This is a genomic window from Actinokineospora iranica (assembly GCF_900101685.1).
GTDB classification, from domain to species: domain Bacteria; phylum Actinomycetota; class Actinomycetes; order Mycobacteriales; family Pseudonocardiaceae; genus Actinokineospora; species Actinokineospora iranica.
Map to the genome: position 1 here is coordinate 213,035 of NZ_FMZZ01000007.1, position 14,601 is coordinate 227,635.

13 protein-coding genes are annotated in these 14,601 nt (G+C 71.9%); 3 read left to right on the forward strand and 10 right to left on the reverse strand.

Features of this window, described 5'->3' with window-relative positions:
* Positions 1-68 precede the first annotated feature (68 nt).
* Positions 69-1,604, forward strand: a complete 1,536-nt coding sequence (locus tag BLS56_RS16445) for a MutS-related protein (protein WP_091451361.1) — start codon at positions 69-71, stop codon at positions 1,602-1,604.
* Positions 1,601-3,079, forward strand: a complete 1,479-nt coding sequence (locus BLS56_RS16450) for a MutS-related protein (RefSeq protein ID WP_228771687.1) — start codon at positions 1,601-1,603, stop codon at positions 3,077-3,079. Before BLS56_RS16445 ends, BLS56_RS16450 begins: the two co-directional genes overlap by 4 nt.
* Before the next feature lie 5 nt (positions 3,080-3,084).
* On the opposite strand, the gene BLS56_RS16455 is transcribed toward BLS56_RS16450, so the two are convergent.
* The 5 genes from BLS56_RS16455 to BLS56_RS16475 form a co-directional block, all read right to left on the reverse strand.
* The gene (locus BLS56_RS16455) at positions 3,085-3,369 is read right to left on the reverse strand and encodes a hypothetical protein (protein WP_228771688.1); all 285 of its coding nucleotides are present in this window, start codon (positions 3,367-3,369) and stop codon (positions 3,085-3,087) included.
* A gap of 209 nt (positions 3,370-3,578) precedes the next feature.
* Positions 3,579-4,442 (reverse strand): coiled-coil domain-containing protein, encoded by an 864-nt coding sequence (locus BLS56_RS16460; protein WP_139190743.1) that lies wholly within the window; start codon positions 4,440-4,442, stop codon positions 3,579-3,581.
* A 505-nt stretch (positions 4,443-4,947) separates the two neighbouring features.
* A complete protein-coding gene (locus BLS56_RS16465) occupies positions 4,948-5,796 on the reverse strand; it encodes a GNAT family N-acetyltransferase (RefSeq protein WP_139190745.1) in 849 nt (282 codons plus the stop codon).
* A gap of 26 nt (positions 5,797-5,822) precedes the next feature.
* Positions 5,823-7,250: an FAD-dependent oxidoreductase gene (locus tag BLS56_RS16470; protein ID WP_091451371.1), complete on the reverse strand. Its 1,428-nt coding sequence runs from the start codon at positions 7,248-7,250 to the stop codon at positions 5,823-5,825.
* Positions 7,250-8,401 (reverse strand): polysaccharide pyruvyl transferase family protein, encoded by a 1,152-nt coding sequence (locus BLS56_RS16475; protein WP_091451374.1) that lies wholly within the window; start codon positions 8,399-8,401, stop codon positions 7,250-7,252. The genes BLS56_RS16470 and BLS56_RS16475 overlap by 1 nt, the downstream gene beginning before the upstream one ends.
* Before the next feature lie 388 nt (positions 8,402-8,789).
* Here BLS56_RS16475 and BLS56_RS16480 point away from each other — a divergent pair, with 388 nt between their 5' ends.
* The gene (locus BLS56_RS16480; RefSeq protein ID WP_091451377.1) at positions 8,790-9,929 is read left to right on the forward strand and encodes a DUF418 domain-containing protein; all 1,140 of its coding nucleotides are present in this window, start codon (positions 8,790-8,792) and stop codon (positions 9,927-9,929) included.
* Between the two features lie 49 nt (positions 9,930-9,978).
* On the opposite strand, the gene BLS56_RS16485 is transcribed toward BLS56_RS16480, so the two are convergent.
* The 5 genes from BLS56_RS16485 to BLS56_RS16505 form a co-directional block, all read right to left on the reverse strand.
* Positions 9,979-10,806 carry a carbohydrate ABC transporter permease gene (locus BLS56_RS16485; RefSeq protein ID WP_228771689.1) on the reverse strand — a complete coding sequence of 276 codons (828 nt, stop codon included), beginning with the start codon at positions 10,804-10,806 and terminating at the stop codon, positions 9,979-9,981.
* Positions 10,803-11,699, reverse strand: coding sequence for a carbohydrate ABC transporter permease (locus BLS56_RS16490; protein ID WP_228771690.1), 897 nt, complete (start codon positions 11,697-11,699; stop codon positions 10,803-10,805). Before BLS56_RS16490 ends, BLS56_RS16485 begins: the two co-directional genes overlap by 4 nt.
* A 3-nt stretch (positions 11,700-11,702) precedes the next feature.
* Positions 11,703-13,040: an extracellular solute-binding protein gene (locus tag BLS56_RS32765; protein WP_091451383.1), complete on the reverse strand. Its 1,338-nt coding sequence runs from the start codon at positions 13,038-13,040 to the stop codon at positions 11,703-11,705.
* Between the two features lie 139 nt (positions 13,041-13,179).
* Positions 13,180-13,653 carry a MarR family winged helix-turn-helix transcriptional regulator gene (locus BLS56_RS16500; RefSeq protein WP_228771691.1) on the reverse strand — a complete coding sequence of 158 codons (474 nt, stop codon included), beginning with the start codon at positions 13,651-13,653 and terminating at the stop codon, positions 13,180-13,182.
* Between the two features lie 48 nt (positions 13,654-13,701).
* Positions 13,702-14,592, reverse strand: coding sequence for an intradiol ring-cleavage dioxygenase (locus tag BLS56_RS16505; RefSeq protein ID WP_139190747.1), 891 nt, complete (start codon positions 14,590-14,592; stop codon positions 13,702-13,704).
* Positions 14,593-14,601 lie beyond the last annotated feature (9 nt).

Below are 14,601 nucleotides of genomic sequence, written 5' to 3' on the forward strand. Positions count from 1 at the left end.
GGCCCGGCGGCGACCGGGATCGTCTCGTTTCCCGCCTTCGGGCCCGTGGGTGTCGGTACGATCATTGGGTGATCCGCAGCGTCCTGTTCGGTTCGTCCGGTCCGCCCGCTGGACTGGACGACGTGCCGGAGCCGGAGCACTTCCGCGACCTCAACCTCGACCAGGTCGCCGCCGCTCTCGCCAGGGACAACGCCGATCTCCCGCTGACACCGTATTTCCGCCTGCCGCTGCGCGACGCCGGGCTCGTCCGGGCGCGCCAGCAGGTTTTCCGCGACCTTGAGGACACCGAGGTGCTGGCGGTGGTCGAGCGGTTCACCGCCGCCATGCGGCGGATGCGGCGGCGGCTGGAGATGCTGGCGCAGGTGCGGCACGCGCCGCAGCGGCAGCGGTGGTTCCTCGACATCGTGCTCACCCACGTCGACACGCTCGACGCGTTCGCCGCGGAGTCGCACCAGGTCGCGCTCGCCTCCCCGGCGCTGCGCGGGATGCGCGACGACCTCGGCGCCCACACCGCGTCCGGGCCGTTCGGGGCGCTGCGGCGGGCCGCCCGGGACCTCCGCGACCGGCTCGACGCGGTGCGCTACGACATGCTCTTGCGCGACGGCCGGGTCACCGTCGCCCCGCGTGATCCGGCCGACGACGACTTCACCGCCCGGGTGCTGGCCACCTTCGCGCGGTTCGGCGCGCGGGCGCGGCGGGACTACCGCAAGGACCTGTCCGCGGACCTGGGCCTGGACGAGATCGAGGCGGGTGTGCTGGACCTGGTGGCGCGGCTGTGCCCCGAGGTGTTCGGCGACCTCGCCGCGTTCGCGGTCGACCACGCCGACTTCGTGCCCGCCGACATCGCGCGCCTGGACCGGGAGTTGCGGTTCTGCCTGGCCTACCTGTCCTGCCTCGCGCCCCTGCGCGCCGCCGGGCTGCCCACCTGCTACCCGGAAGTGTCCGACACGGACAAGGATCTCGTCGCCCACGACGTGTTCGACCTCGCCCTGGCCGTCGACCTGGTCGCCCGCGGCGAGCCGGTGGTGTGCAACGACGTGCGGCTGACCGGCGCCGAGCGGGTCCTCGTCGTGTCCGGCCCCAACCAGGGCGGCAAGACGACTCTCTCCCGCGCGTTCGGCCAGCTGCACCACCTGGCCGCGTTGGGCGCTCCCGTGCCCGGCAGCCAGGTGCGGGTGTTCTTGCCGGACCGCGTCCTCACCCACTACGAGCGGGCGGAAAGCCTGGACACCCTGTCCGGCAAGCTGGAGGACGAGCTGCGCAGGCTGCGCGCGCTCATCGACCTGGCCACGCCGGACAGCGTCCTCGTCCTCAACGAGATCTTCGCGTCCACGACCTCGCGGGACGCCCAGGCGCTCAGCAAGGCGGTCCTGGACACCCTGGTCGGCCTGGACGTGCGGTGCCTGTGGGTGAGCTTCGTGGACGAGTTGGCCCAGCTCAACCCCGCCGCGGTGAGCATGGTCAGCCTCCTGGCGGGCGAGGGCGACCTGGCCCGCGGCTACCGGGTGGTGCGCGCCCCCGCGGACGGCCGCGCCTACGCCCACGCCGTCGCCGAGCGGCACGGCCTGACCTACGCCCAGCTCAAGGCCAGGATCACCCGGTGAGACCGCACCTGATGTTCCCCGACGGCGACTTCGACCCGTCGCCGCCCGCGGCCGACCTGGCCGATCTGGTCGAGGACCTGGAGCTGGAGCGGCTGTGGGCGGCCATGGCCCGCGGCGACGAGGTGCTGTTCGCCCTGGCCAGGACGGCCACCCTGACGCCGAGCACCGACCCGGCGGTCATCACCCACCGCCAACAGGTGCTGGACGACTGCCTGCGCGACACCGCCACCGTGCGCGTCCTCTACGACCTCGCCCGCGACGCGGTCGCCGCCGAGGGCAAGCTGCTGCGCAGCGCGTTCACCGGCCGCCCGGAGCCCCTGCTCAACCGGGCGGTGCAGGCCCTGGAGCTGCTCGGCGGCTTCCTGCGCAGGCTGCGGCGGCTCGCCGAGGGCCACGCCGCCGACTTCCGGTCCGCCGGTTTCACCACGCTCTTCGGCGCTATCGGCGCGGAACTGGACGACGGCTACCTCCGCGAGGTGGACGCGCTGCTGGACCAGTTGCGCTTCGAGCACGGCATCGTGGCCACCGCGCGGCTCGGCCCGGGGAACAAGGGCGTCGACTTCGTGCTGCGCGAACCACCTGGCAAGGGCCGCGACTCCTATCCCGCGCTCCGCAAGTCCAAGCTGACCCACACGGTGACCGGCCGCGACGAATCCGTTTACCGCGCGCTGAGCGAACTGCGCAACCGCGCGCTCAACGAGGTCGCCAACGCCGCCGCCCAGTCCTCCGACCACGTGCGCGACTTCTTCCTGGCGCTGCGCGACGAACTCGGCTTCTACCTCGGCTGCGTCAACCTGGCCGAGACCCTGGCCGAGCTGGGCGTGCCCGTCTGCTGGCCCGAGCCCCGCGACCCGGGCGAGCAGGCCTGGGCGGCGCGGCGGCTGTCGGAGCCGTGCCTGGCCCTGCGCCTGGGCGGCGCGGTCGTGGGCAGCGACGTCGACGCGGACGGCCGCGGCCTGATCATGGTCACCGGCCCCAACCAGGGCGGCAAGTCCACGTTCCTGCGCGGCCTGGGCATCGCCCACCTGATGATGCAGTGCGGCATGTTCGTCGCAGCCGACCAGTTCCGCGCCTCGGTCGCCCACGGCGTCTTCACCCACTACAAGCGGGAAGAGGACGCCACCATGGCCAGCGGCAAGCTCGACGAGGAGCTGGCCAGGATGAGCGCCATCGCCGACCGGATCACCCCGGGCGCGCTGCTGCTGTGCAACGAGTCCTTCGCCGCCACCAACGAACGCGAGGGCTCCCGGATCGCCGCCGAGATCGTCGCCGCGCTGACCGACGCGGGCGTCCGCGTCGTGTTCGTCACCCACCTCCACGACCTGACCAGCCGCATCCGCGCCGACTACCCGGACCGCTGCCTGTTCCTGCGCGCCAACCGCCGCGCCGACGGCTCCCGCACGTTCCACCTCACCCCCGGCGAGCCCACCCCCACCGCCCACGGCGCCGACCTCTACCGGCGGCACTTCGGCTGACCCCGCTACGGGCGCGGGCGAACCCGGGACCAAGGGCGCTCGTCGCGTCCGCGGGTCGCCGCGACGCAGCGGGCGCACAGGACCAGGGGCCGGTCGGTGGTGTCGGCCAGCCAGCGGGCGTCGGCCCAGGACACGTGCGGAAACCGGTCGAGGCCCGCGCGGTGCAGCGACACCCCGCACAGGGCCTCGTTGCGCCCTGGCGACCAGGCGTGCGTGTCGCCCCCGGGCTGGCGCACCCCGTCCTCGTCGCGCCACATACTCGACGCGGCGACAGCCGGTCCCCGGTTCACGGAACCCCGCGGAGTGTGTGCTGAGTCAAGGCGACCTCCGGACCGGGAGTGCCCACAGGAACGGGCGCGGACACCCGCCCAGGCCGAGTTTTCGTCTCGAACGCGGCGACTGCCGGTCCTCGATTCATGGGACCTTGCGGAGTGTGTGTCGAGTCAGCGCGACCTCCGGAGCGTGCGCCGACACCCGCCCAGGCCGGGTTTCCGGGTGCTCAACCGGTCAGCGCGGGTTCTCGTTCCGGTTCGACCAGACGGGGCCGCGTCTCCGGCAGCGGGCGGAGCAGCGGATCGGCCTCGGCCAGCAACCGCTGGGTGGCGCGCAACTCCGCCGCGATGCGCTCGCGCCGCTCGCGCAGCGCGGCCAGCCGCTCACGGGCCTCGGCCAGGATTCGCGCGACCTGGGCCTTGGCGTCGCTGACCAGTCGCTCGGCGTGCGCGTTCGCGGCGGCTTCCTGCTCGGCCATCGCCGCGGCGGCCTCCGCCCTGCGGGCCGCCATCGCCATGGCGAAGTCTTCCTGGACCTGCTCGCGCCGCGCCTCGGCTTGCTCATCGAGTTCCCGGCGTCGGCGTTCCGCTGCCGCGGCCTCGGCGCGAATCCGCTCGTCGGCGCGGCGCAGCACTTCCTGGTGCTCGGCTTCCATTTCCTGGCGGCGCTTGTCGAGCGCGGCGACCAACTGCCGGTGCCGCCGCAGCAGCCCGGCGGTCGCCTCGTTCGTCGCGGCCCAGTGGTGCTCGGCGGCGGCCCGCGCCCGCGCGGTGATCTCGGCCGCCTCCTCGTGCGCGAGTTCGGCCATCCGCCGCAGCCGGTCGGTGACCGCGTTCGGGTCGATCGGCGCCCGCGAGATCCGATCGACCTGCTCGCGCAGATTCCGGACGTCCGCCCGGGCGGCATCGAGTTGCCGCGCCAACTCCCGCACCTGCGCGACAGCCGCGTCCCGATCACTGGCGAGCAGGCGCAGGTCGGCTTCGACGCTGTCGACGTAGTGCCGAACCTGGCCCACGTCATACCCACGCCACACCACGTCGAAGTCGGTCCGCATCGGCACCAGATCCCCGCGCGTGTCCACCGCAGTCACCCGCGTACTCCTTTCCGCACACCAGTCGATTCCTTCTCTACTACGAAGCCGCACCGAACGAAGTTCCCTTCGCGCGCCGCGCCACCCATTTGGCCGCATATCGGGTGCACCGCCGGATTCGTTACGGGACAAGAGCTTTCGGCGACCAAGGTGGCGGCGGTGCGAGTCGGACAAGCAACTCCCGGGCTTCGGCGCGGCACACCTCGCTCCACCGGGCCTAGGGCGTTTTCGTGGGCCATGGCGCGCAGCCCGAGCGTTCCTTCCACAGCCTTGATCTCACCGCCAAGCGCGGCTGGACATCCACTTCTTCAGCCAGGCCGAACTCAAGGCCCACGACAACGCGCTAGGCCCGGTCGCCCGGCTGTGATGCGCCGGGGAAATGGTCGAGGCTCAGTCACCCGGGCCGGGCCGACAACCGCGTCGAACTCCAGCGGCACAAGGCTTTCGTGCCCCCTGCGCCGGGGCACTGGTGCCAGTGGGAGGCCATCTGGGCGCGGTCAGGCGGTCAGTCCTGTTTGGCGTAAGTGCGGGTGCGGGCGTACGGGCGGAATCCCAGTCCCCGGTACAGGACTCGCGGAACCGGGTATGCCGCGTCGCCGCGGGGGTAGACGATGGCTTGGGTGGCGCCCGCGGCTTTGAGGGCGTGCAGGGCGGCCAGGCAGACGGCGCGGGAGAGGCCGCGGCGGCGGTGGGCGGGGGCGGTGCCCACTGGCTCGATCAGGCCGACCCGGTTGGCGGGGTCCAGCCAGATCAGGCAGTTGGCGGCGAAGTCGCCGTCGGGGGATTCGATCACCCAGTCCAGGTCGGCGCGGTAGGGCCAGGTCGTCATCACCGCGCGGTAGGACTCAGGGGTGACGCGGGTGGAGTTCCACGCCGCCTGGTGGACCGCGACGCGCTGGGCGAGGTCCGCCTCGCCGCGGACGGGGCGGGCGGTGAAGCCAGCAGGCAAGACCGGGTCGGGCAGCGCGGTCAGGTCATGGCGGTGGTAGGCGAAGAAGGGCGCGTCGTCGCGCGGTCGGTAGCCGTGCGCGAGCAACGTCTCCACCAGGTCGGTTTGCGTGTCCAGCGGGTTGATCTCCCGGAGCCCGCCCTCGGCCAGGTCGTCGAACCAGGCGAGGGCTTCCCCGACCAGGTGCGGGTGCGCCGGATCGACCTGCAAGCGCAGGTCGTCGGGGAGGTTGGCCCACGCCCAGGCCCCGACCCGGCCGTCGGCCTCCCACATCGCGATGGGCCAGTCGGCGCTCTCCGTGTGCGACCGTCCCCAGGCGAGGTCGCCCACATGGTGCGGGCTGGTCGCCGACCACACCCGTTGGGTCAGGTCCTGCATGGCCCGCACATCGCGGCGACGCGTCATGCCGTCCAGTCTGCCCGACCACAAGATCAGTGCTCGCCAACGCCTTCCCGCAGCGCGGCGCCCTGCCGCCGCAGTTCGTGTTGGACGGCGGTGGCCGCCACCTCGCGCGGCACGTGGCCGCTCTGCGCGGCCAGCGCCGCGCACACCCCGGCCGCCTGCCCGGTGGCCATCGCGATCGGCATCACCCGGTAGGACGAATGCGCGACGTGTGTTCCGCTGATGCACCGCCCGGCGACGAGCATCCGCTCGGTGTCGCGGGGCAGCAGGCAGCGCAGCGGGATGTCGTACGCCTTGCCCTGCGGCACCCGGTGCAGGGTGGTGCCGACGCCCGCGGGGTTGTGGATGTCTACCGGGTAGGCCCCCTGGGCGATGGCGTCGGCGAACGGGCGCGCGGTGAGGATGTCGTCACCGGTGAGCTGGTAGTCGCCCAGCACGCGGCGCGTCTCCCGGACGCCGATCTGCACGCCGCTCTGCGCGAGGTAGGACTGCTCGAAGCCGGGCACGTGCGTGCGCAGGAAGTGGTCGATCTGCTCAAGCTGCCGCCGGGCCAGGCACTCCGCGCGGCTGAGGTCCCACACGCTGGTGCCGACCAGGCCGGTGACCCGGGTGCTGTTGACGCTCACCTCGCGCTCGTGCGGGGTGGCGAAGAACAGGATGTCCTCGCGCGGCAGCCGCAGCTCGCCCGCCTCGCCAGCTTCCCGGACCAGGTCCCAGAGCCCGTGCACGCCGCGCCACTGGTCCGGGTGCTCCCGGACGTACTCGGCGAACTTCGGCTGCGCGAACTCGACCATGCGGAACATCAGGGTCATCGGCTGGACCAGGCCGTCGTCTGGCCTGCCCACCTCGTACGGCGCCCCGGCCGCGGTGGCGACGTCGCCGTCGCCGGTGCAGTCGATCACCGTGCGGGCCTCGATCACGACCGGCCCCGACTTGCCCTCGAACACCACCTGCCACCCGTCGTCCACCGGCAGCGCGTCGGAGGCGAACGCGTGGAACAGCAGCTTCACCCCGGACTCGTCCAGCAGGTCCAACGCGACCAGCTTGAACAGCTCCGGGTCGAACGGGACCGTGTAGCCGGTCGCCTGCGACGGGGCGACCGCCCCGTGCCGCCGGATCAGCCGCTCCAGCAGCACCCACAGCGCGCCCGCGACGACCACGTCGCCCTCGCCGTGGTCGGTGGGCAGCAGCCGGGTGTCGTCGCCTGCGACCGCCTGCTTCTTCTCGTTGTGGAACGACATCAGCGGCATGACCAGCGCCGCGGTGGCGTTGCCGCCGAGGAAGCCGTACCGCTCGACCAGCGCCACCTCCGCGCCGGTCTCCGCCGCGCCGAGCGCCGCGCCCAGCCCGGCAGGCCCGCCGCCGACGACCAGCACGTCGACCCGGGCCACCAGCGGCGCCGCCCGGGGCGGCAGGGTGACCGTCGCCGGGTTGTCGAACGGACGCAGGACTCCCATCACACCTCCGTGGTCGCGGGCGCGGGCGCGCGCACCTGGTCGAGCAGCTTCGCGCACCAGGTGTGGTTGGTCAGCGCCCGCTCCCGCAGGACGCGCACCCGCCGGGCGAGTTCGTCGCGCCGCCCGTCGCGCTCGTCCCACAGCCGGTCGATCTCGGCCATCAGCAGCCCGCACTGCTCGCGGGCGACCCTGGTCAGCGCCGGGGCGCCCGCGGCGCGGGCGAAGTCGAACACCTTGCCCGCGTAGGGCAGCGGCAGGAACGGCACGCCGCTGACCGCCGCGAAGATCAGGAAATGCAGCCGCATCCCCACGGCGAGGTCCAGGTGCCGCATGAGCCCGAGAAGCTGCCGGGGCCGGTAGGAGCCGTTGAGCACCCGCCCCTTCTCCGGCGCGGTCATCTGGGACAGCACCGCGTGCGCGTGCCCCACGTCCTGCCGCTCCATCGGCATGAACACCACATGCGCGTCCATCCGGCTCACCAGGAAGTCGGCCACGTCGCCCAGCAGCGCGTGGTAGCCGCTCTCGTCGAGCTTCTCCGCCGCCCGCCCCGGCTCCCGCACGGACATGCCGACCAGCCGCACACCCTGGGGTATTCCCTCGCAGCGCAGCATGTCCTCGGAGAACTCCTCGGGGGTCAGCAGCAGGGCCGGGTCTGCGGTCACCACGATGTCCCGGGTGACGCCGACCTCTTCGAGTATCAGCCGGGACTCCTCGTCCCGCACGATCACGGCCAGCATGTCCGCCAGCGTCTCGCGCACGATCTGCCGGTCGTCGGCGTCGGTCAGCGGGCCGACCCCGACGGCGTAGGCGAAGCTGGGAACGCCGCACTCCCGGGCGATGCGGACCAGGCGCAGGTACCGGCGCGCCTCGCTGTCGTAGAGCACCCCGCCGCCGCCGAGCACCAGCACGTCCAGCCGGGACAGCACCTCCAGCGACTGCCGCTGGCTCATGCCCTCCCAGCCCACGACCTCGGCCACGTCGTGGTGCGCGCGGGTGTGCTCGGCGTCCCGGCTGAACACCACGACCCGCGCGGCGGGGCACTGGACGCGCAGGCTGTCCAGCACGCAGGTCAGGATCGCCTCGTCCCCCTGGTTGAGGCCGCCGTAGGAGCCCAGCACGCCGATCGCGGGTCGGCCAAGCCTGTCCGTCATCACGATGCTCCCAAGCTCTTGTGCCGATCCTGGATAGGCCCGCGCCGGTGAGGCACCGATCACCGCATACCCCGTCTCCGGGTCGGCAAACGGATCGGCAGGCCTGCCACTCGTCCCGGCGACGTGGCTGTCGCCTTCCGCGTGCCGGTGCGGCCAGGCGTTGTCACCTTGCCCGCCAAGGCCGCCTGCCGAGAGGTGCGGACCCGTCGGACAACTTGGTGACCACCGAGTTCGGCGCGCCCGAGGACGTCATCGACGTTTGCCGCGACATCGACTAGCCCGGCGATCCGGATCATCCCGAGGGCGGATGGGCCTCCGTCGAACGATGGATGGTCCCCGGCGCCGCACCGCCCCTAGCGTTTCCGGCGGAGGAACACTAGGGGGATGAATGAGCGGTCGGATAACGGCCTTGGACGTGCTGCGCGGCGTGGCGATCCTGGGCACGCTGGGCACCAACATCTGGGTCTTCACCAGCCCGAGGGGAGCGCCGAGTTTCATCGAGGGCTTCGGCTCGGCCGCCGCGGGCGGCGCGGAGTCGGTGTTGCTGGCGTTGAGCAACGGGAAGTTCCTCGCGCTGCTGTCCATTCTGTTCGGGGTGGGGCTGGCGTTGCAGCACGGGGCCGCGGTGCGCCGGGGCGCGCGGTGGCCGGGGTGGTACCTGTGGCGCTCGGCGCTGCTGCTGCTCGAAGGGCTGGCGCACTACCTGCTGATCTTCGAGTTCGACGTGCTCATGTGGTACGCCGTCGTCTCGGTGTTCGTGGCTTACCTGGTCGGGCGGCACGGGCGGGTGATCAACCGGTGGATGGTCGCCGCTGGCGTCGTGCACCTGGCGTTCGTCGGGTTGGTCACCGCCGCCCTGGTGGCCGGGGAGGCCGAGGCGGGGGGCGCGCCGGTGCCGGGGGACACGACGAACTGGCTCGCCCAGGTCGCGGCCAGGGTGGAGTTCTTCGCCACCTACCGGGCCGAGGTGTTCTTCGTGCTTCCGCTGAGCACCCTGCTTTTCCTGGCCGGGGCGCGGCTGCTGCGGGCGGGCGCGCTTGAGGACTCCGACCGGGGACGGCGGCTGCGGGTGCGGCTGATCGGGTGGGGACTCGGCGCTGGCGTGCCGATGACCGTCGCGGCCGGGGTGGCGGGCGGGGACTGGTTCCTGTTCGACCGCTACGTGTGCGCCCCGGTCGTCGCGTTCGGGCTGCTGGGGCTGGTCACCAGCCTGGTGCTCGGGATGCGGCCCGCCCCGGGACTGGTGCGGCGCGGGCTGACCTCGGTGGGCCGGATGGCGCTGACCTGCTACATCGCGCAGAACCTGATCGCGTCGATCGTGTTCTACCAGTGGGGTTTCGGCCTGGCGGCCCACGTCGGCTCGAATGTTCCACTGTGGACGGCCGTGGGCTGGCTGCTGATCTCGGCGGTGCTGATGGCAGCCGCCTCCTGGTGGCTGGGCCGCTTCTCCCGGGGGCCGGTGGAAGCGTTCTGGCAGTGGGCGTACCAGGCGCCTCAGCGCCGCCGGGAACCGCAACCCGTCCGGTGAGGCGACCGGCGCGGGGCGGGGTGGCCTGGCCGCCCCGCCCCGCGCCGGGTCACCGCTCGACGTGCTGGGTCACCAGGCCGCGGACGAAATACCGCTGGGCGAGCAGGAAAAGCAGGATCATCGGCGCGGTGGCGATCACGCTGGCGGCCAGCACGATCTCCCACTCCGCCTCCCCGCCCTGGCCGAACTGGTCGAGGATCGTCTTGAGGCCGCGCGGAAGCGTGAAGAACCGCGACTCGCGCAGGTAGATCAGCGGCTTGATGAGATCGGTCCACGCGGCCCGCAACTCGAAGACGAACACCACGATCATCGCCGGGCGGGCCAGCGGCAGCGCGATGGCGGTGAACGAGCGCAGGTGCCCCGCGCCGTCGACGCGGGCGGCGTCGAAGACCTCGCCGGGGAGGCCGAGGAAGAACTGGCGCAGCAGGAAGATGTAGAACGCCGAGCCGAACAGGTTCTGCGCCCACAGCGGGATCTGCGTGGTGGCCAGCCCGACGGCGTGCCACTCCAGGTAGACCGGCACCATCGTGACCGCGCCGGGCAGCATCATCGTCGCCAGCACCAGGCCGAACAGCAGGTTCCGCCCGCGGAAGCGGAAGCGGGCGAAGCCGTAGGCCACCAGGGCGCTGGACACGGTCGCTGCGGCGGCCGCGGCCAGCCCGACCGCGATGCTGTTGCCGATCCAGACCAGCAGCGGCGCGGCCTCCCACACCGCGACGAAGTTCTCCGGCGCGAACGGCCGGGGGAGCAGCGCGTTGTCGAACACGTGTGCGCGCGGCTTGAGCGAGGCGCTCACCAGCCAGACGAACGGATACACGAACGCGACGCCGACCACGCCCAGCGCCACCAGGCACGCCGCCCGGCCCGGCCGGTTCACCTCGGCTCGCCCTCGTAGTGGACCAGGCGTCTGCTCACCCGCACCTGCACGACGGTGATCACGGCGATGACCAGGAACAGCATCCACGCCAGCGCCGAGGCGTACCCCATCCGCAGCGACCCGAACGCCTGCTGGAACAGGTAGATGACGTAGAACAGCGCCGTGTCGTCGCGGCCTGCCGCGGTCTCGCTGTTGCCGTAGAACATCACGTACGCCTCGGTGAAGACCTGGAGCGAGGCGATGGTGTTGACGATGACGGTGAAGTACACCGTGCCGCTGATCATCGGCAGGGTGACGTGCCGGAACTGCCGCCACGGGCTCGCGCCGTCGAGCCGGGCGGCCTCGTAGAGTTCCGGGGGCACCCGGGTGAGCGCGGCGAGGTAGATGACCGCCGTGCCGCCGACCGTCCACAAGCTCATCAGCACCAGCCCCGGCTTGACCCACATCGGGTCGGTCGTCCAGTTCGGCCCGGTGAAGCCGAACCAGCCGAGCACCTCGTTGATCGCGCCGGTCTGCCCGTTGAGCAGCAACAGGAACAGCGCGGCCAGCGCGACCGGCGGCGTCATCACCGGCAGGTAGAGCACGGTGCGGAAAAACCCGCCTGCCCGGCCCGCCCGCCGCAGCAGGCTCGCCAGCGCCAGCCCCAGCGCGATCTGCAGCGGCACGTGCAGCACGGTGAAGAACAGCGTGTTGTAGAGCGCCGTCGCGACTTTCGGGTCAGTGAACAGCTCGCGGTAGTTGTCCGCGCCGACGAAGACCGGCGGCTTGAGCATGTCGTAGTTGGTGAGCGACAACCAGAGGCTGACCAGCATGGGGCCCGCGGTGAACAACAGGAACCCGACCACCCAGGGAGCCAGGAAACCCCACGCGGCCCTGTTCTCGGTCCTGGCCACCGACTACCTCCCGACGATTCGGTCGACGGCCTGGTCGGCTTCCCGCTGCGCCTGGCGCAGGGCCTCCTCGGGGGTCTGGCTGCCGGTGAGCACCCGGGTGGCCGCCGACTGCCAGGCCCGGACCAGGTCGCCGCCCGCCGGGCTCGGCGGCAGCGCGAAAGCCTTCTCCTGCAAGCCCAACACGATCGGCACCCCCTGGTCGAGAATCCGATTCCCCTGCGGGGCGTAGACGGTGGCGAAAATGGCCTCGTCGGCGGCCCGGTTGGCGGTGAAGGTGCCGCCGTAGGGCCTGCCCTGCCTGGCGAGCGCGTCGCGGCGGGCGTTGGCCGCGGTCACCCAGGTGTCCTTCGCGGTCATCGTGGCCAGGAAGTCGCACGCGTGCTCCGGATGCCGCGCCCCCTTGGGGATCGCCCAGGCTTGACCGCCGAGTTCGGTCGTGGGAGCGCCACGCCGGTCGGTGAACGGCGCGATCGTCACGTCGACGTCGGGTGAGTTGGCGGCCAAGGTGTTGAGGTAGAACGACTCCATCGGCATCACGGCCAGCTGCCCCGTGGCGTACTGGTTGCCCGCGCCGAACTCGTCGAAGCTGTCCCGAAACGCCTTGAACGACGCCCACCCGCCCTGCGCTTTCACGAGATCGGCGGTGAACCGCAGCGCTTCCACCACGGCCGGGTCGTCCAGCCGCGCCCGCCCGTCCGCGTCGATCAGCTCGACCCCGTTGGCCTTGGCCCACAGCGGGAGGGAATCCGGCAGCTTCGGGTCGAACCCGATCCGCCGAAACCGGCCACCCTCCCGCACCGCCAGCTTCCCAGCCTGCTCGGCGAGCGCGGACCAGTCCGTTGTGGACACCCGAGCCGGATCGATCCCCTCGGCCAGGACCGGCCCGTTGTTGATGATCAGCACCCGCACCGTGGCGAACTCGGGCACCCCGTACACCCGGCCGCCGTAACTCACCTGCCGGACAGCCGCGGCCCGGTAATCCGACAACTGCACCCCACGCGAACGCAGGCAGTCGTCAATCGGCTCCACCGCCCCCCGAGCCGCGTAGCTCCCCAACTTCAACCGGTCGGCGTACACCAGATCCGGCGGCTCGCCACTCGCCACCGCCGAGAGGAACTGCTGCTCGTCGAAGGCCCCCTCGGTGATCCGCAGGTCGATTCCCGGGTACTTGCCGCGATACACCGACACCCGCGCCGTGGCGTGCTCGTCCGGAAGCCCGAACCCCATGGTCGTGAGCACATCCGGCCGATCCTCCACCGAGGCGCCCAACCCGCCGCACCCCACCACCCCAGCGGCGACCACCGCGAGAACGCCTGCCCGAACCGCCCCGCCCACCCGCATAGCGCCCTCCCGGAGACGGGAAGTCACTACCCGCTGGGAAGAGCGGCGAAACCACCGCCGGGAAAGTTCCGGGTCGCCTGCGCCCGCGCCGAGCCCAGCGGCTGGGGTGGGCGGACCTAGGTGTGCTTCGAGACAGGACCTAGCGGAGCCGGGGGAGGGCCTGGTCCGCCGCCTCGCTGATCTTCCGGAGGTCTTGGACCAGTCGCTTGCGGTGCTCGGCGGGGACCGGGTCGAAGAAGTGCCGTTGGACGTTGCGGGCGTGCATCGCCGAGGCCCGCTCCACGATGTCCTTTCCCTTCTCGGTCATGTGGACTATCTGGGACCGGCCGTCGGCCGGGTCCGGGGCGCGGGTGACCAGGCCCGCCGCTTCCATCCTGGTCACCAGGCGGGTCACGCCACCGGTTGTCAGGACGCGTTTCCTGCCGAGCAGGCGCATCGAGGACGGGCCGTCCCACTCCAGGTGCAGCAGCACCTCGTACATGGTGTGGCTGATCCCGAACTCATCCTCGATCGCCTGGCCCAGCAGGTGCTCCAGCCTGCCCGCCGCCCCCAGCAGGGCCCCCAACGCCCGCACCCGGTAATCCCTGGAAGCCGTGTCCCGTTCGCTCGCCACCGGCACACGATGCCACACGGTTCGGCCCGCGCCGGGGGCAGCGGCGGCTCACGGTCGGCTGGTGGCAGGCGCGGGTGTGGCGTCGGGGTCGACGCCGACGGTGATCGACGCGGTCAGCCCGGCGGCCAGCGATCCGGCGTCGACCTGGGTCGTGGCCAGGACGGACCGCAGGCCCCCCTGCCGGGTGAAGTAACGGTCGTCGCTGTTGCGCAGCCGGGGGAAATCGTGCTGGCGGTAGGGTTCGAGGGCCGCGACCTGGTCGGTGATGGGGTCGTCGAAGTAGAACTGGCCGGTGTGGGTGACATGCCCGCCGTGGAACACCTTCACGTGGATGTGGATCGCGCGCCCGAAATACCAGCCTGGGTAGATGGTGCGGAACTCCACCGCGCCCGCCGCGTCGCTGACCTGGACTCCGCGCAGGAACGTGAGGTCGTCGGTCGGTTCGATGTGCACACCGGAGGTGGCTTGGACGTCGGGGTCGTTCTTCGTGTAGCCGGAGTAGTACCCCAGCGCGTCGCAGTGCCAGATCGAGACCGTCGCGTTCGGCAGCGGCGCGCAGTCCGGCACCGAGATCACTTTGAGCCGCAGGGTCACCGGCACGCCGGGCTTTCCTTCGGTGATGTCGGCGCGAACCTGCCTGCCGTCGATGAAGTACGGGCCTTCGACCACCTCCGGCGCCAGAACCGTGTCGCAGGTCGCGCCGGTGGCCGCGCCGGGTGCGGTCGATGCGGTGGCCGGGTCGGGCTTGCTCGCGCAGCCGACCAGGCCCGCCGCGGTGAGACCCGCGCCGAGGCTGGCCATGGCGAGTAACCGTCTGCGCGTTGTCGAGGCGTCTCCGCAGGCGTGGGGGGTCGGAGATTCCGGTGCCCGCTGGGCGGAATCGGCGTGGACCTGGGCGCGGTCGCCGGTCGCCCGGTCGCGTGCTGGCTCGATGATCATGCTCAAAGT